Here is a 23,192-nt window from a genome sequence, read left to right as displayed (position 1 = left end):
AATGTACGGGGCAAAGCTGGAGCTCACAAAGTGATGCTGATGGCGGCTATTGCCTTCAACCTGAAGAAGTATATGAAGTTCACCACCAAGTTCACTCTCAGCCAGGCCATAGCCCTAAAGGTGGAATGGTCATCACCTTCTCAAGACACTTTTCCGGGTTTTGGCGTGCTTTTTCTCAACTAAGAAGAGCAGACCGATGGTATAAAATCTTATTAGCCAATTCAGACACTGAAAATCGATCTAGAAAGCGGAGTTGTGCAACAGCCACGCTCTTTTTGAGAGACCCTTACAAAATGCCCCGTAGGCGTTCATTCTGTTCCTGCTTGTTATAATGTAAACGTTAGTACGTATTAGGACAAATCAAGCTCCTGCCTACTCCACTGCTTCCTGAAAAAGCAACTAGCCCGCTAATCCATTCAAACAGTAAAGAAAAATCCCGAGTAACTTTAGTAGTAAGACCTTCGTGTACCGCTATGCGTACGATTCTTTACTGTCTTTCAAGTGTTCTCCTGTTTTTTACCGCTGGTCATACTCAAATCGCTCCTTTCACTCGACCCAACATTGTGGTTATTCTGGCCGATGACCTGGGGTACGGCGATGTTGGTTTCAACGGGCAGAAGCTGATCAGGACGCCGAACATCGACCGGCTAGCGAAAGAAGGAATGCAGTTTACCCAGTTTTATGCGGGTACGTCGGTGTGCGCTCCGTCGCGGTCGTCGCTGATGACCGGGCAGCATACGGGCCATACGTTTATCAGGGGCAACAAAAGCGTGGAGCCCGAAGGACAGCAATCCATTGCTGATTCAGTCAACACAGTGGCCGAACTGTTGCAACGGGCGGGGTATACCACGGCGGCTTTCGGCAAATGGGGATTGGGGCCGGTTGGCTCGGAGGGGGACCCCAACAAACAGGGGTTCGACCGTTTTTATGGATATAATTGCCAGTCACTAGCGCACCGGTACTACCCCAATCACCTCTGGAACAATAGCGAGAAAGTGACGCTGACCGCCAACGAAAACCTACAGAAAACGCACGACTACGCAGCCGACCTGATTCAGCAACAGGCCCTGAGTTTTCTGGATGCCCAAGGGTCTGGAAAGCCTTTTTTCCTATTCCTGCCCTACACGCTCCCCCACGCCGAGCTGATGGTGCCCAATGACAGTCTGTTTCAATATTACAAGGGCAAGTTTGCCGAAACTCCTTACACTGGAGCCGATTACGGTCCCAACGCCAAAACGGGTGGCTATACGTCGCAGGCGTATCCACGGGCTACTTTTGCCGCCATGGTGGCCCGGCTTGACCAATACGTGGGGCAGCTTATGGCCAAACTGAAAGCGCAGGGACTGGACAAAAACACCCTCGTCATTTTCACCAGCGATAACGGCCCCCATGTGGAAGGCGGGGCCGACCCCAAATTTTTCAACAGTGGGGGTGGGCTGCGCGGAGTAAAGCGTGACCTGTACGAAGGCGGCATTCGGGAGCCGTTCGTGGCCCGCTGGCCGGGGGTTATCAAGGCAGGCAGCCGCAACCCGTACGTGGGTGCTTTCTGGGATTTGCTGCCCACCTTCACCGAACTGGCCGGAGCAAAAACGCCCAACCACATCGACGGGCTTTCCATCCTCCCCACGCTGACGGGCAAAGGCGCGCAGAAACAGCATAACTACCTGTACTGGGAATTCCACGAAAATGGCGGCAGGCAGGCCGTGCGGCAGGGCAACTGGAAAGCCGTCCGGTTACAGGCCATCAAAAACCCGGATGCCCCCGTCGAGTTATATGACTTGGTCAAAGACCCGTCGGAAAGCCATAACGTGGCGGCCCAAAACCCCGACCGGGCCCGCCAGCTTAGCCAGTTAATGAACGAATCGCACGTTGAATCGCCCCTGTTTCCATTCAGAAACGATTGAATTGGTCTGTTGGCTGGTGACATTATCGTTCAGCGGTCTATCTTTGCCCAATTTTATCAGACTGCCCAAGCAGTTGCATCGCTCCTATGGCCCAATCGACCCATCGAACTGCCCTCAGCGTCCGCCATCTGGTGGGTATCAAAGAACTGACCGAGTCCGACATTCAGCTTATTCTAGATACAGCCGGGCAGTTTAAGGAGGTCATCAATCGCCCGATCAAGAAGGTGCCTTCGCTGCGTGATATTACCATTGCCAACGTCTTTTTCGAGAACTCCACCCGTACCCGGCTCTCGTTTGAGCTGGCCGAAAAGCGACTATCAGCCGATGTGGTCAACTTTTCCGCGTCGGGCAGTTCGGTCAAGAAAGGGGAAACCCTGCTGGATACCGTCAACAACATCCTGGCCATGAAGGTGGACATGGTGGTGATGCGGCACAGCAGTCCCGGTGCCTCGCACTACCTCACCAAACACATACAGGCCAACGTGGTCAACGCGGGCGACGGCACCCACGAGCACCCTACACAAGCATTGCTGGATTCCTTTTCTATCCGTCAGAAACTCGGCGATGTAGCGGGGAAACGGGTAGCCATAATCGGTGATATTACGCATTCGCGGGTGGCTCTATCCAATATCTTCTGCCTGCAAAAGCAAGGGGCGGAAGTAATGGTTTGCGGCCCTAAAACCCTGATTCCAAAGCATATGGAATCCCTGGGTGTAAAGGTGGGTCACGATGTTCGGGCAGCGCTGGCCTGGTGCGACGTTGCCAACGTACTGCGCATCCAGCTGGAGCGCCAGCAAATCAAGTATTTCCCCTCCCTGCGCGAGTACTCCTTGTATTTCGGCATCTCAAAACAAATGCTCGACGAGTTGGACCGGCCTATCGTTTTGATGCACCCCGGCCCCATTAACCGGGGCGTTGAACTCACCTCCGATGCCGCCGATTCTGCTCATAGTATCATCCTGGATCAGGTCGAGAACGGCGTGGCCGTCCGGATGGCGGTGCTGTATTTGCTGGCGCAGTTGTGAGCATATTACGCTGCTTTTTTGGTTATATTTGATAAACCATACGGCTCCTGCCAGGCGAACAAATCCGCGAATCGCGCTGTTCTTCTGGCATACTCTCACGACTGACTTACTCACTGACAACTTTATATGAAAGGCTTTCAATTTTCTGACTTTGTGCCGCCCGAACAAAAGGAAGGCAGCAACTTTGATAAACTGCTTAATATCTTCCAGCAATTGCTCCTGCTTACCTCTGGCGATGTGGAACAGGCTATGGCCTGGATGAGCCAGCTGGACCGGCAATATGGCCTGACGGACGATAAATACGGCATTGGTAACTTCTTCGACGACCTGAAAGAAAAAGGCTACCTGACCGAAGAAAATCAGGAAGGTAAGCTGGTCATGACCGCCAAGAGTGAGCAGACCATCCGGCGGTCGGCGCTGGAAGAGATCTTTGGCAAGCTCAAGCGCTCCAAGTCGGGCGGCAACCACAAAACGCCCTATACCGGCACTGGCGATGAGTTGAGCAGTGACCTCCGCACCTACCAGTTTGGCGACTCACTGGAACAGATTTCCATGACGGAATCCATCAAAAACGCCCAGATAAATAGTGGGGTGGAAGAGTTTACGCTGATGGAGCGCGATCTGGAAGTAACGGAAAAGGAGCAGAAAACCCAGACATCCACTGTGCTTATGATCGACATTAGCCACTCGATGATTTTGTACGGCGAAGACCGCATTACACCCGCCAAAAAAGTGGCGCTGGCCCTGGTGGAGCTGATTAAACAGAAATATCCTAAAGACACGCTCGATATTGTGGTGTTTGGGAATGATGCCTGGCAGATTCAGGCCAAAGAATTGCCCTATCTGGAAGTGGGACCCTACCACACCAATACCGTTGCCGGGCTGGAACTGGCGATGGATTTACTGCGTCGGCGGAAGAACAAAAACAAGCAGATTTTCATGATTACCGACGGCAAACCGACCTGCCTGAAAGAAGGGATTAAATACTACAAGAACTCCTTCGGGCTTGACCGGAAAGTGGTGAGCAAAACCTTGACGCTGGCCGCACAGGCCCGTCGGCTGGATATCCCCATCACTACGTTCATGATTGCCTCCGACCCTTATTTGAAGCAGTTTGTGCAGGAGTTCACCAAGGTGAACAACGGCCGGGCTTATTACAGTGGCTTACAGGGCCTGGGCAATATGATGTTTGAGGATTTCCAGCGTAACCGTCGGAAAAACATCAAATAGCCGCCTTTGATACCCGTTTACTGACTTGTTTGGGATTTACCAGACTCATTAACTCGTCCACCATAGCAGGGGCACCGATGTACAGGGGCGAGCGCTGGTGGACATCGATGGGCTGGATATTTAGAATTGACTCGGTATCGTTAACCGCCCGGCACCCGGCCCGCTCGGCTATGAAAGCCAGGGGATAGCACTCATACAGCAACCGAAGTTTACCATTCGGACTGGCCGGTGTGGGTGGATACAGATAAATGCCTCCTTTCAGCAGATTCCGGTGAAAATCGGCCACCAGTGACCCAATATACCGGGCAGAAAACTGCCGCTTCCGGCACGATGTCAGGTAGGTTTTTACCGCTTCATCGTATGAATCAAGATTTCCGTCATTACAGGAATATATAGCCCCATTGTGCGGTGTCTTGATGTCGGCGTGGGAAAGAATAAATTCACCCAGTGATGCATCGTAGGTAAAGCCGTTCACGCTGTGGCCAGTGGTATACACCAGCATGGTCGACGAACCGTATAAAATGTACCCGGCTGCTACCTGTTCGTGTCCTCCCTGCAAAAAGTCCTCGATTGTCGGCTCACTGCCGATAGGACTTACCCGACGGTAAATAGAGAAAATAGTACCGATGGATACGTTTACGTCAATGTTCGACGACCCATCCAGCGGGTCAATGGCTACCACGTATTTACCCTTGTTATTGCCGGTCAGAATCATCTCTTCTTCTTCCTCCGAAATAAGGGCGCATACTTCGCCCCCGTTGGTCAGTGCCCGCCGGAACCTGATATCGGCAATTACGTCCAGCTTCTGCTGATTTTCGCCCTGCACGTTCTGCTGCCCCATCCCTCCGGTCAGGTCGATGAGCCCCGCCCGATTTACCTCCCGGTGTACTATTTTACCGGCCAGGGCAATATCCCGCAACAACTGCGACAATTCGCCGGTGGCAAAAGCAAAGGCGTGTTGCCGATGCATGATATACCGATCGAGGGTAGTGCCAACGGGTAAAGCTAGCGGATGGGGGTGGGTCGGATCAACTGGTGTAGTATCCATAATCAAACGTATGAAGGGTAAGAGAGCGAGCAGGGTGTAAAACAGTTAATTTATCACATGCGATAAATTAACTGTTACTCTTGAAGAGAGAGTAAGCAGCCGCTGGTGGATACCCTTCCAGCGATGAAAATCGGGTTATGGAATGGGACAATCTTATTTTACACGGAATAGAATGTCAACGAAGGGACGGGTTGTAGGAGACGTGTTTTTACGGGTTATATCCCGATCAAATGGGCGATTCAGGTTATTACCGGCTAAATCCTCCAGCCGACTCTCTATTTTCAGGCGGTACGGCCCGGCCTTCCACGGCATCGCTGGGTCGAACACACCGCTCCTTTCTTCATTGACGGGCTGCCATTTTCCCGCAAGAGTCCTCCCCTCTTCGTCAATAATGTGTAACGTTTCGGTAAGCAGACTATAATCCAGTGGTTCGCCAAAGGTAATCTTCAAGGGGTCTATGCTCCCCTGTTTCGGTGGTTGAATAGCCCACTGATGAGGGTCGGGAGAAAGGCTGTCGCGCGGAACTGTCACAAACGCTTTTGTCGTTCCCCGGCCCAGCGTGGCTCCCTGCGCATCGGGCCAATTGGCCGAAACGACGACCTGATAGGAAACGCCCGTTTGCAGGGGTGTTCCCAGTTGTTTGTTTGGCTGCAAATCGCGTTTGATACGGCCGGGGTCCAGCCAGAGCGTGAGCAGCGTTCGGTCAGCATTCCAGAGCTCCGGTTGTAGATCAAGAAATACGCCGGGCAGCGTATCGGTTCTGTTTTTCAAGACAGCTACGTACTTCGGCGACTGCCCTTCCCGCATGGGTCTCGAAAAATGCATGTAGATTTTCAGCAGGTTTTCGGGTAGCGAGTCCTGCGTGGGATAGATGGCCAGTAGCGTTGGTTTGTCGTCGGCGTTCAGGCCGGGTATAATGATTTCCCCCAGGCGCTTATCGCGTACCCAGACGGTGTAGTGTAAACCACGCGTAAGGGGAATAAGGGGCTCAAAGAGAATGTTATCATCAACCAGTTGAAACTGCCCCAACATGGTCGTCTCGTTACCCGCCAGTCGAACAATCAGCTGTTGACTCAGGGAATCAGTAGAAACAGCCGGGGCGAATTGTCGGGGTATGAGCAGTCCGGTGGCCCGTTTATCCGCCCATCGGATCCGGATTCCTGCATCGTCGGTTGCTTGTTGACAGGAAACAAAAAAAATCAGGTTACACCCAATGCATAACCTGATCAAAACGTACCCGCACTGTTTATAAATACCGCTCATTAGACGTCCAAAGGTCAAGACTACCGTTTGAGCGACGCTGGAGTAACACCATATGGGTATCGTCCAGTTTATCGAGCTGTACTACATTAGTGAGGGGTAACGAAACAAAATCGACCCCGGCGGTAGCGAAGTTTTCCACAACGGGCGTCGTCAGAGAACCCTGGTAGTCCGCCAGGTTTTTGTAATTAACCTTAAATACCGGCCGACTCGAGTTAGCCATCATTAAAAAGGATTCGTTCCCTTTTGTCATAATCACCATATCCAGGGGCGAGTTACCGCTTCCCATCTCGGCCACCGTGCGGCCTTTTACGTGGCTTCCGCCCTTCAGCTCATCCAGCGGAAACAGCACCAGTGGTGTGCAGGTATAGCTGGCCAGCAGGTATTTTTTACCCTTTATTTCGGTCGTTGTAAACGTTTTGATGGGTGCCATTGTCTCGTACTTGCCGTGGGCCGCGTGGTAGATTTCGAGCGAAGCCTGATCCTGCGTATTGGTGAACGGAAACGGAATACTGCGGAACGTAGAGCCAAATTCCTGATTCGAGAGCCCGCTAACCATCACCTTTCCATCGGCATAGCCCATGTCGGAAATAGACGCCACGCGCAGCGATTCGCCCCGGCGGTCTTTAGCATCTTCGGCGGGTGCATTGGTTAGTGCCAGCATGGAAAACGGGACCTCTTTCAGCGATACGGCTGATAGTTTATCGCCTACTATTTTGAGTAAAACCGGTGTACCATCACTGTGTTGCACCGCGCAGTACACATTCTTCGATACAGGGTTTACCGCAATATCCTGAATGGTAATATTGGCGACTTCGGTCCCCAGCAGGGCGGCAATCTTCTGATCGATATTTTTGATGTCGGCTCCGGCAGACTTTCCGACCGGAACGGCATCTTTGGTATCAACGGCAAAAACGGCGGCACTCTTTCCATCACCAATAAACAGCACCCCGTCGGGACCAAACGTCAGCGCGTTGATGGACTTGATGGCGGGCGTTCCGGTTGCCAATCCATATTGATTCTGGATGGGGCGGGTGGTGGTAGCCAAGAATAAAAGTCCGGCAACGCCAAGTGCCAGTATAGCATACGTTTTTTTCATATCGATTGGGGTTAATTGGTTATAAATACGTTGGTTATAAGGCGTAATGTACGAATTAGGACGCTGATTTTCAAGGCATCCCAATTGATTATCGGGGAGTATTACCCGCGTTACGGTAAAAGCTCGTAGTCTATCTCCAGGAAATCATCGACGTTCTTTGCCCAATATGTCTGCACAAACTGAACATGGTCGGGATGCTGGTTGTATTGCTCGTAAAGCGCAGCGGTATCGAACTCCATAGACAGGCCAAAATCGAAGTTATTTTTTAAGCTTAGCTGTTTCAGGCATTCAAATTTCTGCACACCCGGAATAAAGGCCAGTTTCTTCGCGGCCGCAAAAAACGCATTCGTTTCCGGTGATGTTGGCGGGTTCTTCAGTTTAAAAACAACGGTGTGCCGTATCATGAATAGTTAGTTTTGACGAAAAAAAGCCTTTCACGGATTAATGGTGAAGGAATAACTCCCCGACCCCAATGGAACGACTACCTGCCCATCGGCCCGATTAATCCCTTTCCACCGCGCTACGCTTTTCCCACTTTCGGTAATCTGGCTAACCTCCCCGGCAGGCAAATACAGGGTAGCTGTCGTGTTGGCCGGGATGGTGGTTTTATAGAGCCACTTGTTCCCCTCCCATCGCCACTCGCTGCTAATCCGGCCGTAGGGCGAATCATAATACCCTTTGGCAAACGTCATTTTTTTGCCGGGATCGGGGGTTGGTTTCAGAACGATTTCTTTAAAACCAGCCTGCTCCGGTGCCCGCTGAATACCCAGCGAATAGTTATACATCCAGGAAGCTACTGCGCCAAATGAGTAGTGGTTGAAGGAATTCATGCTGTTATTCCCGCCAAACCCATTCTCAACGGTGTATGAGTTCAGGCGTTCCCAGATAGATGTCGCCCCATTGACGACGGAATAGAGCCAGGACGGATAATCCTGCTGCTGCAACAGCTGGTAAGCCGTTGCCGAATGGCCATTTTCGGAGAGTGCGTCGGTTACAGAGGACGTGCCGATAAATCCGGTCATCAATGAGTAAGCCGGTCGTTCGACACCGCCATCGTCTTTGTTTTTCCGTTTAATAGCGTCGTTCAGGTACTGCACCGCAAATGGTTTGTTTTCCTCATTAAACAAGCCCAGTGCCAGCGGAATAGCATATGATGCCTGGGTATCGATCACTTCGCCTTTATCCGATTTCTGGGTCAGCTGCTGTTGGTTAGGGGGCCCCATGAAGCCCGTTTTAACCCCTGACTTTATTGTTTTGTGCGTCGATTTGTCCACGTAAATAGCATTCCAGGCCGTTTTTATTTCGTTGTATCGTTGCCTGAATTGCGCCCCATCTTCCGTCTTCCCCAAGATGGCGGCTACCTTACTCATAATCTCCAGGTCGTAGGCGTAGTAAGCCATCCAAAACAGTGTATTGTCGTTTTTGTTGCCTTCGGGACTTAGCCAGTCACCCAGCGGACCTTCGGTCAGAATCCCCGTTTCCTTCTCAACTTTCGTTTCCAGAAACTGGGTGTATCGTTTCATGGCCTCATACTGCTCTTTCAGCAGGGCTACGTCCCCATATTGCCGGTAGGCTTCCCAGGCTACCACAATACCCGCACTGCCCCAAAGCGTACCACCAAAGCCGCCCCCCATGGGAGCGACATCGGTAAACCGACCGTTTTCGGCCTGTACATCCCGCATGGCCAGCAGATGCCGACGCAGGAACAAATCGGCGTTGGTGAGGTAGGTAGCGCTGCGGGAAAATACCGAAATATCCCCGCTCCAGCCCATCCGCTCATTGCGGGCGGGGGTATCCGTAGGAATGGAAAGAAAATTACTACGCAGCGACCAGGTAATGTTCTGCCACAGTTTGTTGACCAGCGCATTCGAGGTTTCGTAGTGCGACGAAAGGACTGATATTGAACTGATAACAAGCCCTTTAACAGCGGAAACCGGGATAGCCTGATCCATACCGGTTAGCTCCAGATACCGGTACCCATGGAAGGTGAAGCGGGGCTGAATGGTCTCATCGCCCCCTTTCAGGATGTACAGGTCCTGCGTTAGGGCAGCCCGGATATTTTCCATCATCACCATGCCCGTGTTGTCTTTATATTCGGCCAGATTCGGGTATTTCACTTCGGCGTATCGCATGGTAATGACCTGCCCTTTTTTGCCGTTTTTAATCAGGACCTGCGGGAAGCCGACCATGTTCTGCCCCATGTCGTATACAAATACGCCCGAACGAACCTGCTCTACGCTGAGGGCTGGCATAGTTTTTACCAGACCTGCGTTATCCCCCATCTGACTGATGAGTTTGAACGCACTGTAATCCAGCGTTGATGTGCGACCCAGTGGGTCGGTGAAGCTCCCCTTGTAGGCCGTCCCTTCCAACGGCACGGCAACGGTTGCTTTCCAGTTCGTATCGTTATAGCCGGGCGTCGACCAGTTTTTCACCAGCGCTTCTTTCGTGGCATCGTACACTTCGCCCTGAAAGAACGAACCGTAGCGTACCGGCCCATTCGTGAATAATTTCCACTCGGTCGGTGTAGAGGTGACAACCTGTTCGGAACCATCGGTATAAGTAATTACCAGTTTGCTCAACAGGGACTGCCGGTCGCCGAAATAATTCCAGTTCTCGCCACTGTACGTAATATTGCCACTCCACCACCCTTCGCTCAACCAGGCACCGACCGCATTTTTTTGCCCTGACTTTACCGCAGGGGTAATATCGTAGGTCTGGTACATATGGTGTTTGTTGTACTGGGTCAAACCCGGATTGAAGTAGTCATTGCTCACCCGGTTTCCGTTCAGATACACCTCATAAATACCCCGTGCCGTTACGTACAGCCGCGCTTTTGCAATGGGTTTATTTTGAGTAGTGAATGTATTTCGGAGCATGGGAGCCGCGTTTCGGCTTGGGTCAGCGGTGATTAAGGCACCTCCTTTAACCGTGTACTGCCCGTTGTCGACGGTCAGATTACCCGACTTAAAAATACCGGTATAGGGCTGCCGACTAAGATTTTCGGTAAACAACGGGTTGGATGGATACCGGAAATTCCTGATTTCTACCCCCGAAAAATAGGCCGTCTGATTCTCAGGAACCCGGAACCCGATATCGGCTACCATCGGAAAACTAATAAAGTTATTGCCGACACCAACCGGATTGAGGTTGATGCCCCGTGGACCAAAGCGGGAGGGCGGCTCGTTCGTCTTTTCTTTCAGTTTATTGGCGTCTTCTCTACCATCTACGAACAGCTCAAACAAGCCAAAATTACAGTCGGCGAATACTGTATGTTTAGCGTACTTATTGGCTCCATTGATCAGACTCTGGGGGATATCGAGGCTTTTAACCGGTACACCCGGCTTATCCGTTTTGTCATATCCCACCCGATACAGATTGAGCTTGGCCAGGCCGGTGGGGGTACTATTTACCCCCGAAATATCCAGCTCAAAAGCGATGTAACTTTGATCCTTTCCATTCTGCACCCCCATCAAATTGAGGTCTTTGTTCATGAGCCGACGGTCGTTGGCACCAATCACGAAAGCCGCTTTGGTCGAGTTACCTGCTTTGTCCAATTGAAGGCCGAACTGGAACTTAAAGACCGATAAATAGTGCGAGTAAAGAACCAGATCCTCATCCCCTCCACCAATCCATGTCGCACCCGACCAGGCCGAGATATCCGGGTTCATCAGGCCCGTTTCAAACCAGGATGTACTGGTCGACATTTGGCCCGTGTTGTCCCAAACCAGTACCTTCCAGTTGTAGCGGGTCGTGGGTTTTAGCGGCTGCCCCGCGTACTCAACGCCCAGCGAAATCCCCGAGTCTACTTTTTTTGAATCCCAGACGATCTGGTTTTTAGCATCCGTTACCACAACCTGCCAGGCTTTCTGTACATAGCCCTGTCTATTGTCCAGGGCTTTCATCTGCCACGAAAAATGGGGCGTTGGCTGGTCGACTCCCAACGGCGTTGGCTGGTAATCAACGGTCAGGCTATCAATGGAAACGTTGGCCAGAGCCGTACTAACGATTGTGAACAGGATAAGAAACGGTAGAATACTTACTTTCATTGGAAATAATTAACGGCTCTTTTTTGACGGATTATGACGTGGTAAGATTGGTGCTGCCTATTGCGGATGCGTTGCAGGGTTAGTTTGCTTCGCACACGCAACAGGCAGTTTTTTTGAGCAGGCAGGACTACTGCTCACTAGGTAAACGTCTCTTTTTCAGCCATCAATAGCCCTGGTTTTTGCCATTCCGATTGACCACCGTCTGGCAATGACTGATTGGGCCGAGGGTTAACTCAGCGCGTTTCGGCAGTAGTCCAGACATTTTTTCACCTCAGCTACGGAGGTCGAGCCAGCAGGAATCTTATATTCCAGTTCAACCGTAGCGGGGAAGGTATACTTCTGATCACGCATCAGTTTCAGCACCTGGAGCAACGGCGTATCCCCCTGTCCCCAGGGTAGGTTTCCTTTTTCATGTTCGGGCGTTTGACGGTCTTTGATGTGCATACTGGCAATCCGGTCATGCTTAAGCTTAACAAACCCCAGCGGGTCGGTGTTGCCAGCGGCCACGAAATGGCCTAAGTCCAGGTTCAGCATATTGGCCGGCGACTGAGCCAGGGCCGTATCCCAAAAAGTGGGCGTCTGCTGCTCATGGCCGTGGTACGCTACTTTCATGCCCTGTTTCTGCGCTAGGGTGCCTAACCGCAGCGTATGGGCATCATTACCAGGATGCTCCAACGTAACCTGATTGGCACCCAGCAGTTTAGCCGCTTTTAAACCATACTCAATCTCCGCGTCAGTACTCTGCACGTTAAAGGTGTCGGGCTTAAACGCATAGATCTGAACCCCTGCCTGGTTGTACATCTTCCGCATCTGCTCAAATTTGCTCATGGGAGCCGACAGCCGCCATTTGGCTATTTCCTGCCGGTACGCTTTCATCTGAGCCTCGGCTTCATCCAGCATTTTATTCTCATCCGCAGTTAATTCCTGCTTTTCGCGCCGTTTCCGCATCAGCGGGAATACCGTTTGCATATTGACCGTATTTTTTGGCGCCCCCGCAAATGACTCCGCCGGACCACCCATCAGTTCGATAGCACTAATGCCGCTATCCAGTACGTACTTTAACGTGGCTTCAGCACTTTGGTCGGGCATATCCCGGAAAGAATACGTAATGGCACCAATCTGTACACCATTTATCAGTGAATTTGGTTTGCCCAGATTACGGATATAGGCGGGTGCGCCGAACACGTTGTTGGTGCTGAGAACGGCTCCCGACACAAGGGCTGCCGTGGCACCCAGGAACTGACGGCGTGATGGTTGATTTTTCATTGGCTTACGTTAATAGCGTTAATTGGTTTAGTCGACTCCTGCTATTCCGAAACAGGTTTACTACGGTCCCAAAAGCATAAAAGACAGGCTATTATACCTGTCTTTTACTAAGGATGGGGATAGAAAAAGAGGGGTATACCAGCACAAACGTATTTGTCGGTATACGCATTCGGGGTTGTTACTTCTTGTCGGCTACCGCCGTATCCTGCTTCACAAATTCACCGGCAGCTTTGATTTCTACCTCTTCACTCACTACAGCCGTAGACGAAGATCCCACGCCAAAATCGGAACGCTTGATTGTACCGCTGATTTTCAGGCCCGCTTTCTCCTGCTTACCGCGAGGATTCTCCATCGTTACGGGTCCCGTCAGAACAGCATCAAGGGTTACGGGCTTCGTAACGCCGTGCATGGTGAGGTCGCCGGTAAGGCTGTATTTCTTGCCATCCACTTTCTTGAAGGAGGTGCTTTTGAATGTCAGCGTCGGGTATTTAGCCGCATCGAACCAATCGGGGGTTTTCAGGTGCCCGTCACGCCGATCGTTATCGGTGTCAATGCTGTTTATGTCGGCGGTCAGCTCGATCATCGCATCGGACAGGTCAGGCTTAGCAGATATGATTTTGGCATCGAACGTTTTGAAATTACCGTCTACTTCCGACAGCATCAGGTGGGTAACTGCAAAACCTACTTTGGAGTGGGCTTTGTCTACTGCCCAGGTTTGTGCGTTGGCAACCGAAAAAGTAAGGAACGCAGCAACGGTGAATACGAATGATTTCATGTGTAAAATTTGATTAGTAAAAAATGGTTAAACGACAATAAAACGAACAGAATACACTAATTATCTTGGCCGATTGGCGGCTGGCGCGGCCTGTGGCTGACCACCTCCATCGCCACCATCTCCCCCTTTTACGTCGTCGTTGCTCACCGAACGAGCCTTACGACGGGGTTCTTCAAAACTCATCTTGCCAATTCGATACGTAAACGTCACTTTCAGGTTGGCATTGTATAAGTGGGTGACATTCACCTGCGAAATCAGGGGCGAGTTCAGGGTAGTGCGCATAGTTATCCCGTTTCCGGCAAAGTTTTCGGCCGCCAGCCCAATGCTGCCCCGCTTACTGGCCAGGTCTTTCCGAACGCCCAGCGAGTACATATAAAAACTACCCTGGGTGCCCTGCAACTGGGGGCTGGGGCCCCGGAAAAAGCTGAATACCTGTGCACTCCAGCCTTTGTCGAGTTGTAGCTGACTCATCAGTCGGCCCCCAATGCTGACACCCGTATTGCTTATCATCATGGATTTACCGTCTGCTCCCGGTGTCAGTCCCTGCATGTACACGTAGTACCCGTCAAGGCCACCGTTGAGACTCCACTTCGGGGTCAGGTTGGTGTTGAAGAAAATGTTGGCTCCCACGGTCCGTTGTACCCCAATGTTCTGGTAGGTTGTGATAATTCCCCCAGCCAGGGTGTCGGACGGAAGCCGGATTTGCGTAATGGCGTTGTTAGTCAGTCGGCCAAACAGAGCGGCATTGATGTACGTTTTTTTGATAGTCGAACTCAAACTCAGTTCAGCGTTATCCGTCAGTTCGGGTTTCAGGGTGGGATTTCCGACCATCACCATCTGCGGGTTAGCGGAGTTCGGATTCGGATTCAACTGCTGCAGACCCGGACGCTGAATCCGGCGGTTGTAGGCGGCTTTGAGGGTCGTACCACCTTTCAGACTTTTCGATACGTTGATGCTGGGCACCAGATTGCCGTAAGCAGGAATGACGAGGGGAATATTTCCTCTTTGCTCCGTCGATTGAGTCGCCGTTATTCCTGTATGCTCGTAGCGTGTCCCTACCTTGAAGGTGTACTTGCTGGGCGTTACGTAGGTGTATGACATGTAACCGGCTCCAATGTTCTGGCTGTACAGCAGCGAGCCTGCCGGATTGGTTGGGTCGAAGCGTAACTCCCCTGTGCTACTCCCCACCTGATACTGGTAATGACTGTCCACCTGCCGCATGATGGCTTTTCCCCCGAACTCCAGTAACTGGTTTTTCCGGATGGGCGTCTGGTAGTCCGTCTGGATGGTCATTTCCTGGTTGGTATTGTTGTTCAGGTTTCGCTGGCGACCCGTCAGCGTTCCCATGTTGTTGAGCAGGTCGGCGTAAAAATTATTTGTCAACCCCGTACGGCTGTACTGCGTTGAAATGGACCACTCCTGCTGCGGCTTGAAGGTGTGAATGTAATCCAGATTCATATCGACCGAGTTGGAAAGGTCTCTTCGGTTTACATCGCGATTAGTCATGCTCAGTAACGAGTCGATACTCCGCGAAGTTTGGGTGTATGTACTGGTTAGCTGCTGCTGTTGCTGAATGAAATTGCGGGTACCGTACCGAACGTTAGCCGTTAACGACTGGTTTTTGGCCAAATCATAATCAAACCCCATCGTATATTGACCAAATACGGGTTTATCGAAAGCCGTAGCCTGCTGGCTGGTACGCAGGAGTTGCGCGCCAACCAGGGTTGTCTGGTCCAGGGTTGAGGAAGCCCGGTTATACATAGCCCGTCCAAAACCGCCCAAGCTGATGCCCAGTTTACCCTGGCGGAAAGACCCGTTCAGGCCCAGGTTAGAAGCCCGCAAACCCACACCCGCATCCACATTCAGCGTCAGGCCGTGCAGAGTAATTTTTTTGGTAACGATGTTGATGATACCCGCTGCGCCTTCTGCATCGTATTTGGCGGATGGGCTGGTAATCACTTCCACCGTCTTAATCATATCGGCAGGAATTTGCTTCAGGGCATCGGCCACACTGGACGCTACGATGGTAGAGGGTTTGTTGTTAATCAGCACCCGGATGTTCTGACTACCCCGCAGGCTGACATTACCATCCAGGTCAACGGACAGCATAGGCACGCGTTTCAGCACATCCGACGCGTCGCCCCCCTTCGAGGTCATGTCTTTATCGGCGTTGAACACCAGCCGGTCCACTTTTTCTTCAATCAGGGCGGCTTGTCCCGTTACCACTACTTCGCCCAGCGTGCGAATGTCGGCCGGGAGTTTTACCGCTCCCATATTCAGGTCGGTCCCTTTGACAATGGTGAAGGGTTGGGAGTCAACGTTTTTATAGCCGATAAAGGAATACTGAAGCCGGTAGTCGCCGGGGGCCAGTTTATTCATCGAGAACTGCCCTTTAGCATCGGACGTGGTCCCATCAATGGGTTTGTTGGTTTTTACATTCATCAGGGCAACCGTTGCAAATTCAACGGGTTTGCCCGAAATAGAATCAATCAGGATACCGGCTATTTTGCCGTTACCTTTTGGGATATCTTCCGTTACACCCGTAAATTCTTTCTTACGCTGATCCCGACCGAAACCACCACCCGGAGGGCCACCGGGCCCACCGCCCGGAGGACCAAACTGAGCAAACAGTGCCGGGGTTTGGGCAAAAAGACCCAGGGTGAGTAACAGAAAGAAGAAGTGCTTTTTCATTCGTATCGGGAGATTAATGAGGCAAAGCAACAACATGTTCCTAAGTCCAAAAAACGCAATAGACAGAGAAGCGGAGAACATCGGCCAATTCCCCGTTTCAACCGACAGAAGCCATCCTGGTCAGGTACCTGTCAGACAACGGGCGTTCGTCGGTTGAAACTCCCCTCCCGTCGGTGAATTCGGGCCGTAAACCGATTTATCGCAGCGGGCATTACTTTTTAGTCTAAACTTGTAGCTTTCCAGACACTGATGGCCGCTATCCCTTTCTCCCGTCGTTACGTTTCACTGCTGAGCCATGTACTAGGCTGGGGACTTCTGAGCTATCTGCTTTTCTTTTCTCAGTCGTTCAGGTCTGAACTCCGGTTGCCCGATTTATTCTGGGTGAGGCAGGGTATTTTTCTTTGCCTGATGGTCGGGACTTTTTACCTGAATTCACAGGTACTGGTGCCACACCTATTGTTAAAGAATCAAACGGGTCGGTATGCGGCCGCTCTGCTGGGTGTTGTGGTGTTTATTGTCCTGGTTTTATTTGCGGTCGAAACGTGGTTCAACCTGCCGATTCTTATGCACCGGGCTTTTCACCCGGATGGTAAAGGACAACCCAAATTATACGGATGGATTCAGCCGGCCCTGTTCACCATTCTGCTGGTTTTGGGTATCAGCACCAGCCTGGCTATGTTGCAAAAGTGGCAGACCGAAACGACGCTTCGGCTGGCGTTGGAACAGGCCAAAACTGCATCCGAATTATCCTTTTTGAAGGCCCAGATTAACCCCCATTTCTTTTTCAATACGCTCAATAACATCTACGCTCTGACGCTTATTGACACCGAAACGGCCCGCGAAGCCATACACCGGCTCTCGCGTATGATGCGCTATATCCTCTACGATACCCAGACGGGCACCACCATGCTGAGTAAGGAATTAGCATTTGTCGGCGATTATATCCAGCTCATGCAACTGCGACTAACCGATAAAGTGGCGGTTACGTTTAGTACGCCAAGTCCTCTGCACGACCAGCCCGTGGCACCCATGATTCTGCTGCCTTTTGTTGAAAATGCCTTTAAGCACGGTGTTAGTGCCACGCAGCCAAGCCGAATTCATATTGGTGTTCAGCAACAGCAAAATAATTTGATTCTGGCTGTTGAAAATACGGTCTTTATCGAAAAAGCGCCCTCCCTCGAAGTGGGCAATGGTATCGGCCTGACTAACACTCGCCGACGACTGGATTTACTGTATCCTGAGCGATATACCCTGCAAATCAACGAATACACCTCCTCTGGCGAATACCATGTTCACCTGGCCCTCGACCTATCATGAAACTTTCCTGTATTGCGGTTGATGATGAGCCCTTGGCCCTGGGACTGGTTTGTGCGTTTATCGAAAAAACGCCCTTTCTGGAATTAAAAGGGCAGTATAGCAGTGCCGTGGAAGCATTACAGGGATTAATGGCCGGGCCGGTAGACGTTATTTTCCTGGACATCCAAATGCCTGACCTGACCGGGCTGGAACTAGCCCGCGTGCTGGAACGCAGCCACCGGGGGGCGCATACTACCCGAATCATCTTTACCACCGCCTTCGACCAGTTTGCCCTCGATGGCTTCCGGGTCGATGCGCTGGATTATTTGCTCAAACCGTTCAACTACGAAGAGTTTTTGCGGGCAGCCAGCAAAGCCCGGACTTATTTTGACCTGATTTATCGAACAGAACCTTCGCCAGTAGCCCTGCCGATAGCTACTCCCGGCGAAGCGGCAGAGGATTACCTGTTCCTGAAAGTCGAATACCAGTTGGTGCGCATCGCGTACAAAGACATCCTATACGTAGAGGGATTGAAAGATTACGTAAAGGTGTACCGACAAATGGAACCGGAAAAACCACTCCTCTCTCTGACGAGCCTAAAGGCACTCGAAGACAAACTGCCACCCAAACAGTTTATGCGCGTACATCGGTCATTTATTGTGTCACTGGATCGGATCAATGCCGTCACGCGCAACTCCGTACAGATTGGATCGGTTATGATTCCGGTCAGTGATCAGTACAAAGACGTTTTTAGCCAGTTCATCAGCCGCTGGCTGTAGCTACAAAAATACCAGGTCATTTTCCTAATCAGCCTGGGAACCTCATGAATACTCAGGGCAACCCAGCCGGAACTTCCCCGGTGCAGTTCATCTGTATTCGGTAGGGCGTAACTATAGGGTCGATTTGGCGGTAACTAACGCACAACAGCAGGCCTTATTCGACCTGTAATTCAGTTGTCTATCCTGTTAGACGAAACTGTACGAGCCATTTTTCAATTTAACCTGTGGGTAACCTACCTTGACCTATTCAATAGTTATGCATGTTGAATGAATCAATTTACGTTCTACTTTTGCCTAAATTAGCTGACATAGCTTTACGCTTTGTGTAGTGATCGATCAATCAATAACTGCGTACAATATGACTTTATACGAGAGTGTATTTAACCACAACCGGCAATGGGTTGCTCAACAATTAGAGGGAAATGCTGACTATTTCAGCCGGATGGCCGATGGCCAGGAGCCGGAGTTCCTCTACATTGGCTGTTCTGACAGCCGCGTACAACCGGAAGATTTCATGGGTGTAAAACCGGGCGAAGTATTTGTCCATCGGAACATTGCGAATCTGGTACCTAACAATGATACCAATTCTTACTCCGTATTACAGTACGCCGTCAAATTTCTGAAAGTCAAGCATATAATCGTGTGTGGTCATTATGGGTGCGGAGGTATTAAGGCCGCTATGGATCGTAAAGATTTGGGTGCACTTAACTCCTGGATTCGGAACATCGGCGATGTACACCGCCTTCATCGTCTGGAAATGGATGCCCTGCCCGATGACGCGGCCCGCTTCCGTCGGCTGGTTGAATTAAATGTTCAGGAGCAATGCCTGAACATCATGAAGCTGTCATTTGTGCAACAGGCCAGAGCTGAGGGCGAATATCCGCGTATTCACGGTTGGGTGTATGACATGAGCCACGGAATTGTTCGTGACATGAATATCAACATGGCTAATTTTGAAGAGGAGTTAGCGTTATTTCGAGTGGATTAGCACGTTTCAACGCACTGCCGAACTAGCCACCGCAAGCAAGTAGCAGTATTATCTCTTACTCTTACCAAAGAAAAATTGCCTGTTTCGGGTACTTATCCCAAAACAGGCAATTTTATGTATTACGTTAACGGTACCTCTAGTATTCCCAAAGGCCGTGTTCGGTCTCCATCAGTTCATACTCCGTCTGGTACGACTTCAACAAACCCTCCCGGTCTCCGTACATACCAACTAAATCTGTGTCGCCAGGATTAGCTACTTTTGTAATCCGGCCATAAAACAGGCGTAGGTCGAAGGCATCGGCCAGGTTTTTGTGTTGAGCCTGGTTCTGCGGATTGTACCAGATGAACTTTTTAGGGTCACTACGGAACAGCTTGTCCAAATCCTTATACTTGAAGGAAGCAATAGGCTTTTCGAAGCCAGCCGCGTTTTTGTCCGCAGGCAATAGCAGTGTTACAGACTGAATATCGTAATACAAACGCGAACGTTTCCGATCAAAAATCCAGTCTTCTTTCACCTCCAGAATGTTCAACTCTTTCGGGAAGTATTCGTCGCCCGAAAAAGTAGGACCCTGAGCAACTGCTACTGTATCTTTCTTTTCCTCTACAATCGGCTGTGCTATTTTGGCACCTTTTTTACCTTTCGTTGTTTTGGCTACAGCTGTTTTCTTTTTGGGTGCTCCCCAGCCATCATCAACTGGTTCTGCTTTGGCAGCTGCCTTCTTCGGTGCTCCCCAGCCATCATCGGCCGCTTTTTGGTCTGCCTTCTTAGGCTTGTCCCAACCATCGCCACCGCCACCGGTATCTTCCTTAAAACCAGCTGCTATTTCTTCGGCCGATAAACCGCCCCCCGTGTTTGGTATCAACAGGTTTTCATGAAACTTCTGCGGGTCTATCTTCGTCGTTAGCGAGTCATTCGTATAAGCATCGATCAAACCCGCTTTTACAGCTTCCATCAGGTACTTCGAAATCTCATTATTCTTTGAGAACATCGACTGATTCTGCTTCTCCTTCAGGTCGATTCGACGCCAAAGGGTTTTCTTCATCATAATGTCATTCTCATTGATAGGCCGGGTCGAGTTGGCATTCATGCCGGTACTCGCCCTTTCCTGGGCCGTTACCTGCCCACCTGCCAGAGCCAGCACAGCTACGGCAATCACGCTGGTATATCCTATCGTTTTGTATTGTATCATGGCTCTTTCTTTGTTGTTCAATTCAGTATAGTAACGGCTGCAAAACCGCTTTAGTACACTAATATAAGGAAACCTGCACAGGTGCGTTGCCTACCGGCACATCACTGATCTCTCCCCGGAAATTCCGGCGTTGTACTCCATTCACCTCAACAATTATTCGGTCTCCAGGTTGGGCTTCACCGGCAATGTCGCTAATGGAACCTCCCCCGGCACCCACGTTTGCCGCCTTCACTCGCCTTGTACCACGTACCAGCGATATGGTGGCACCCGTCGTACGGAAATTGGCATCGTCGGGTGAGAAAGCAGCAAAGCTTGGATCGGAAACTGCCTGTATTCTAACACTACGGGCGGATGATACCGGAACACCACGGGGATCATTGGCACGAGTTCCCCCTATGAATATTTCAATAGTTGGGCGAGGGACTTTGCTAACCCGGAACCGTTCCGTTCCTAACAAACTGCCACCGTTACTGATATTCAGAGAAACATTAGCGGCACTAGGCACTATCGTAATCTTACCTTTTTCACCCGACTGAATAACTGAAGCACCGTCAGCCGAAATGTTTGGACTCCACAGCGCACCCAACTGTGGGCTTTGAATGCTGAGTTTGTTGGCACATCCCAGGTATAAAGGTGGCAGTGTTCCCGTTTCAATCTGATACGAAGGCTTGGCCACAAAGTACTCAGCCGTTAGGGGAACTGTTTTGGGACCACCTGGCGAATCGTAACTGATACTTCCCGTCAGGGTCCTCTTCGCTAAACCGTTTTTATCATATGAGCCCCCCTGCGCGGTAAATTCGATCAGGCCCGTACCATCCACTATACGAACTGGCCCACCATTCAAACTCATGCGGGGCTGAATACCAGATGAAGATGCTGACAAAAACATCTCTCCTTTAAACTTCGTACCCGCTACCACCACCTTAGAGTCCATGCTCAGTTTGGCAATAATCTTGTCGAACTTAACATCCTGGGCACCTACTTTACTAGCCAGTACGCTTAATACTTCCCCTTCAATACGGCGAACATCGGTTTGCCGCTGGCTTAATACCGCCAAAGCAGCCGGTACCGGCGTTTGAGCGAAGTTAAGCTCACCGAAATCTTTGTTACGCTGCTCCGGCGACCGGCTGGAGATCGGGTCATCTTTAGCGTTCATAGCCAGCGATGAATACTTAGCAGGACTATACTTCGACAGACCAGCAACATAATCATCCAGTTTCTTCTTCAACGTATAAGCTTCTCCGTTATGGTTGCCGCCAACCATTATCTGGGCTACTTTTTCTTCCTCACTTAGATTTTTGACGGTTCCTGTTTCGTCAAGACCACCGCCTGCTTCCGTAATAATACGCTGCTTAAGCCCATCTATTTGTGCGATAACTTCCGATGTTTCTTTTCGGACCTGATCAGCCTGCTTTACAATTTCCAGGTCAGTAGCCCGATTACCCGATTTTTCGACGGTGGCTTTGATACTATTTATTACCTGCTGGTTCACCTTGTTTGCCTCAGCGGAAGTTTGTTCCAAGCTATTATTTAACAAAACAAATTTGTCCAGAATAGCGGAAGTAACCTGCAAAGCCAACAATGCGGTCAATACCAGATACATCATCCCGATCATTTTCTGACGGGGTGTCTCTTTTGTGCCTGCCATTTAGTTAGTGGAGAATTATAATAATGAAAAAGTCGTAAGTTGAAAAAGTCAGGGAGTCGTAAGTGCTGCCGCCGGAGCATTCCTACGCCAGCACTTACGACTTATAACTTACTACTTTTGTGGCTTAATTTCCGCGCATAGCGGTCAGCATGCTACCGTACACACCGTTGAGAGATGCTAGATTACCGGTTAGCTTAGCCAGTTCGTTCTTGAACTGTTGTGTATCACGGCTGGCATCACTCATATTTTCCATCGCTGCAGTCAAACTACCATAGAAAGCATTCATTGCCTTCAGGTGCTTGTTTGTATCCTGCAATTCCAATTCGTACACAGCGTTCAATGCACCCATATTCTTGGTCACTTTCTGAAACTGGTCGCGGTAATCTTTAGCCTCAGAGGTGGCATCAGCCATTGAGTTCATAGCCGTGATTGCCGTGCCGTACGACTTATTCATTTCAGTAATAGAACCAGCAGCTGTTTTTACATTACGGGCGTAATCGTTGGTTGCCACAGTTGCATCAGTCAGATCCGTCAGTTTTGCTACCGTATCGTTCAGGTTGCGGAAACCGGACCCAAGGCGTTCAAATACATCGGGCGTTACTTTAGCCTGGGCCAGCATTTGATCCATATTCCCTGTAAGTCCGTTGGCTTGTGGTGCAGGTTTACGGGCTTCTCCTTTATAATCATCTGCCAACTCAGGATACACACGTTCCCAGGCATATCCATCGTCTCCAGCAGCGGGCATTGTAAAACTCTGTACAGCGTACAAAGCAAAAATCACTACTTCCGTTAACAGACCAACTGTCAACATAAACCCGAACTGTTCATTGTGGGTAATTTTAGCCCAGGCTCCAAAGATAACGACGGCGGCTCCTGCACTATAAAGGGTTGGAACCAAGCGATCCCAAAAGAAATTCGTTGATTTATCTGCTGCCATGATAAGCG

General features: G+C 50.6%; 17 protein-coding genes and 1 pseudogene. 7 read left to right on the top strand and 11 right to left on the bottom strand.

What is annotated here, in order from left to right; all coding sequences use genetic code 11:
* From B156_RS31895 to B156_RS0104520, 4 genes and pseudogenes are all read left to right on the top strand, one after another.
* Positions 1–183: pseudogene (locus B156_RS31895) on the top strand (IS1182 family transposase); the annotation flags it as partial.
* Positions 184–473: 290 nt separating this feature from the next.
* Positions 474–1,904 carry an arylsulfatase gene (locus B156_RS0104530; protein WP_040584974.1) on the top strand — a complete coding sequence of 477 codons (1,431 nt, stop codon included), beginning with the start codon at positions 474–476 and terminating at the stop codon, positions 1,902–1,904.
* An 86-nt stretch (positions 1,905–1,990) separates the two neighbouring features.
* Complete coding sequence (locus B156_RS0104525; protein WP_026260598.1) at positions 1,991–2,929, top strand: aspartate carbamoyltransferase catalytic subunit; 939 nt, start codon at positions 1,991–1,993, stop codon at positions 2,927–2,929.
* Between the two features lie 126 nt (positions 2,930–3,055).
* The gene (locus B156_RS0104520) at positions 3,056–4,159 is read left to right on the top strand and encodes a vWA domain-containing protein (protein WP_018618454.1); all 1,104 of its coding nucleotides are present in this window, start codon (positions 3,056–3,058) and stop codon (positions 4,157–4,159) included.
* Here the strand turns inward: B156_RS0104520 and fbp are convergent.
* The 8 genes from fbp to B156_RS0104480 form a co-directional block, all read right to left on the bottom strand.
* A complete protein-coding gene (fbp, locus tag B156_RS0104515) occupies positions 4,152–5,207 on the bottom strand; it encodes a class 1 fructose-bisphosphatase (protein WP_018618453.1) in 1,056 nt (351 codons plus the stop codon). The genes B156_RS0104520 and fbp overlap by 8 nt on opposite strands.
* Positions 5,208–5,360: 153 nt before the next feature.
* Positions 5,361–6,437: an Ig-like domain-containing domain gene (locus B156_RS0104510; RefSeq protein WP_157626901.1), complete on the bottom strand. Its 1,077-nt coding sequence runs from the start codon at positions 6,435–6,437 to the stop codon at positions 5,361–5,363.
* 16 nt (positions 6,438–6,453) lie between these two features.
* A complete protein-coding gene (locus B156_RS0104505) occupies positions 6,454–7,566 on the bottom strand; it encodes a hypothetical protein (RefSeq protein WP_018618451.1) in 1,113 nt (370 codons plus the stop codon).
* 110 nt (positions 7,567–7,676) lie between these two features.
* The gene (locus B156_RS0104500; RefSeq protein WP_018618450.1) at positions 7,677–7,970 is read right to left on the bottom strand and encodes a Dabb family protein; all 294 of its coding nucleotides are present in this window, start codon (positions 7,968–7,970) and stop codon (positions 7,677–7,679) included.
* A 30-nt stretch (positions 7,971–8,000) separates the two neighbouring features.
* Positions 8,001–11,615: a family 78 glycoside hydrolase catalytic domain gene (locus B156_RS0104495; protein ID WP_018618449.1), complete on the bottom strand. Its 3,615-nt coding sequence runs from the start codon at positions 11,613–11,615 to the stop codon at positions 8,001–8,003.
* 228 nt (positions 11,616–11,843) lie between these two features.
* Positions 11,844–12,881, bottom strand: coding sequence for a sugar phosphate isomerase/epimerase family protein (locus B156_RS0104490; RefSeq protein ID WP_018618448.1), 1,038 nt, complete (start codon positions 12,879–12,881; stop codon positions 11,844–11,846).
* 178 nt (positions 12,882–13,059) lie between these two features.
* Positions 13,060–13,656 (bottom strand): YceI family protein, encoded by a 597-nt coding sequence (locus tag B156_RS0104485; RefSeq protein WP_018618447.1) that lies wholly within the window; start codon positions 13,654–13,656, stop codon positions 13,060–13,062.
* Between the two features lie 60 nt (positions 13,657–13,716).
* Entirely contained in the window at positions 13,717–16,347 is a 2,631-nt protein-coding gene (locus B156_RS0104480) for a TonB-dependent receptor (RefSeq protein WP_018618446.1), read from the bottom strand.
* 249 nt (positions 16,348–16,596) lie between these two features.
* Between B156_RS0104480 and B156_RS0104475 the strand changes: the two genes are divergently transcribed.
* The 3 genes from B156_RS0104475 to B156_RS0104465 all read left to right on the top strand — a co-directional run bounded on the left by B156_RS0104475 (position 16,597) and on the right by B156_RS0104465 (position 19,410).
* Positions 16,597–17,664, top strand: a complete 1,068-nt coding sequence (locus tag B156_RS0104475; RefSeq protein ID WP_018618445.1) for a sensor histidine kinase — start codon at positions 16,597–16,599, stop codon at positions 17,662–17,664.
* On the top strand, positions 17,661–18,422 hold the full coding sequence (locus B156_RS0104470; protein WP_018618444.1) for a LytR/AlgR family response regulator transcription factor: 762 nt from the start codon (positions 17,661–17,663) through the stop codon (positions 18,420–18,422). Before B156_RS0104475 ends, B156_RS0104470 begins: the two co-directional genes overlap by 4 nt.
* 358 nt (positions 18,423–18,780) lie before the next feature.
* Complete coding sequence (locus tag B156_RS0104465) at positions 18,781–19,410, top strand: carbonic anhydrase (protein WP_018618443.1); 630 nt, start codon at positions 18,781–18,783, stop codon at positions 19,408–19,410.
* 136 nt (positions 19,411–19,546) lie between these two features.
* Here B156_RS0104465 and porN read toward each other — a convergent pair whose 3' ends face one another.
* From porN to porL, 3 genes are all read right to left on the bottom strand, one after another.
* Positions 19,547–20,599, bottom strand: a complete 1,053-nt coding sequence (gene porN / locus B156_RS0104460) for a type IX secretion system ring subunit PorN/GldN (protein WP_018618442.1) — start codon at positions 20,597–20,599, stop codon at positions 19,547–19,549.
* A gap of 58 nt (positions 20,600–20,657) precedes the next feature.
* Positions 20,658–22,247, bottom strand: a complete 1,590-nt coding sequence (gene porM, locus B156_RS0104455) for a type IX secretion system motor protein PorM/GldM (RefSeq protein WP_084757656.1) — start codon at positions 22,245–22,247, stop codon at positions 20,658–20,660.
* Between the two features lie 124 nt (positions 22,248–22,371).
* Positions 22,372–23,184: a type IX secretion system motor protein PorL/GldL gene (porL, locus tag B156_RS0104450; protein WP_018618440.1), complete on the bottom strand. Its 813-nt coding sequence runs from the start codon at positions 23,182–23,184 to the stop codon at positions 22,372–22,374.
* Between the last annotated feature and the right edge of the window lie 8 nt (positions 23,185–23,192).

Source organism: Spirosoma luteum DSM 19990 (assembly GCF_000374065.1).
In the GTDB taxonomy this organism is placed as follows: domain Bacteria; phylum Bacteroidota; class Bacteroidia; order Cytophagales; family Spirosomataceae; genus Spirosoma; species Spirosoma luteum.
This window is presented reverse-complemented; position numbering and strand designations above follow the sequence as displayed.

Coding starts and splice junctions, on each gene's coding strand:
- B156_RS0104500 (WP_018618450.1), bottom strand. CDS start 7,970: ATGATACGGCACACCGTTGTTTTTAAACTGAAGAACCCGCCAACATCA.
- B156_RS0104490 (WP_018618448.1), bottom strand. CDS start 12,881: ATGAAAAATCAACCATCACGCCGTCAGTTCCTGGGTGCCACGGCAGCC.
- B156_RS0104520 (WP_018618454.1), top strand. CDS start 3,056: ATGAAAGGCTTTCAATTTTCTGACTTTGTGCCGCCCGAACAAAAGGAA.
- porL (WP_018618440.1), bottom strand. CDS start 23,184: ATGGCAGCAGATAAATCAACGAATTTCTTTTGGGATCGCTTGGTTCCA.
- B156_RS0104475 (WP_018618445.1), top strand. CDS start 16,597: ATGGCCGCTATCCCTTTCTCCCGTCGTTACGTTTCACTGCTGAGCCAT.
- fbp (WP_018618453.1), bottom strand. CDS start 5,207: ATGGATACTACACCAGTTGATCCGACCCACCCCCATCCGCTAGCTTTA.
- B156_RS0104480 (WP_018618446.1), bottom strand. CDS start 16,347: ATGAAAAAGCACTTCTTCTTTCTGTTACTCACCCTGGGTCTTTTTGCC.
- B156_RS0104525 (WP_026260598.1), top strand. CDS start 1,991: ATGGCCCAATCGACCCATCGAACTGCCCTCAGCGTCCGCCATCTGGTG.
- B156_RS0104470 (WP_018618444.1), top strand. CDS start 17,661: ATGAAACTTTCCTGTATTGCGGTTGATGATGAGCCCTTGGCCCTGGGA.
- B156_RS0104495 (WP_018618449.1), bottom strand. CDS start 11,615: ATGAAAGTAAGTATTCTACCGTTTCTTATCCTGTTCACAATCGTTAGT.
- B156_RS0104505 (WP_018618451.1), bottom strand. CDS start 7,566: ATGAAAAAAACGTATGCTATACTGGCACTTGGCGTTGCCGGACTTTTA.
- B156_RS0104465 (WP_018618443.1), top strand. CDS start 18,781: ATGACTTTATACGAGAGTGTATTTAACCACAACCGGCAATGGGTTGCT.
- B156_RS0104530 (WP_040584974.1), top strand. CDS start 474: ATGCGTACGATTCTTTACTGTCTTTCAAGTGTTCTCCTGTTTTTTACC.
- porM (WP_084757656.1), bottom strand. CDS start 22,247: ATGGCAGGCACAAAAGAGACACCCCGTCAGAAAATGATCGGGATGATG.
- B156_RS0104485 (WP_018618447.1), bottom strand. CDS start 13,656: ATGAAATCATTCGTATTCACCGTTGCTGCGTTCCTTACTTTTTCGGTT.
- porN (WP_018618442.1), bottom strand. CDS start 20,599: ATGATACAATACAAAACGATAGGATATACCAGCGTGATTGCCGTAGCT.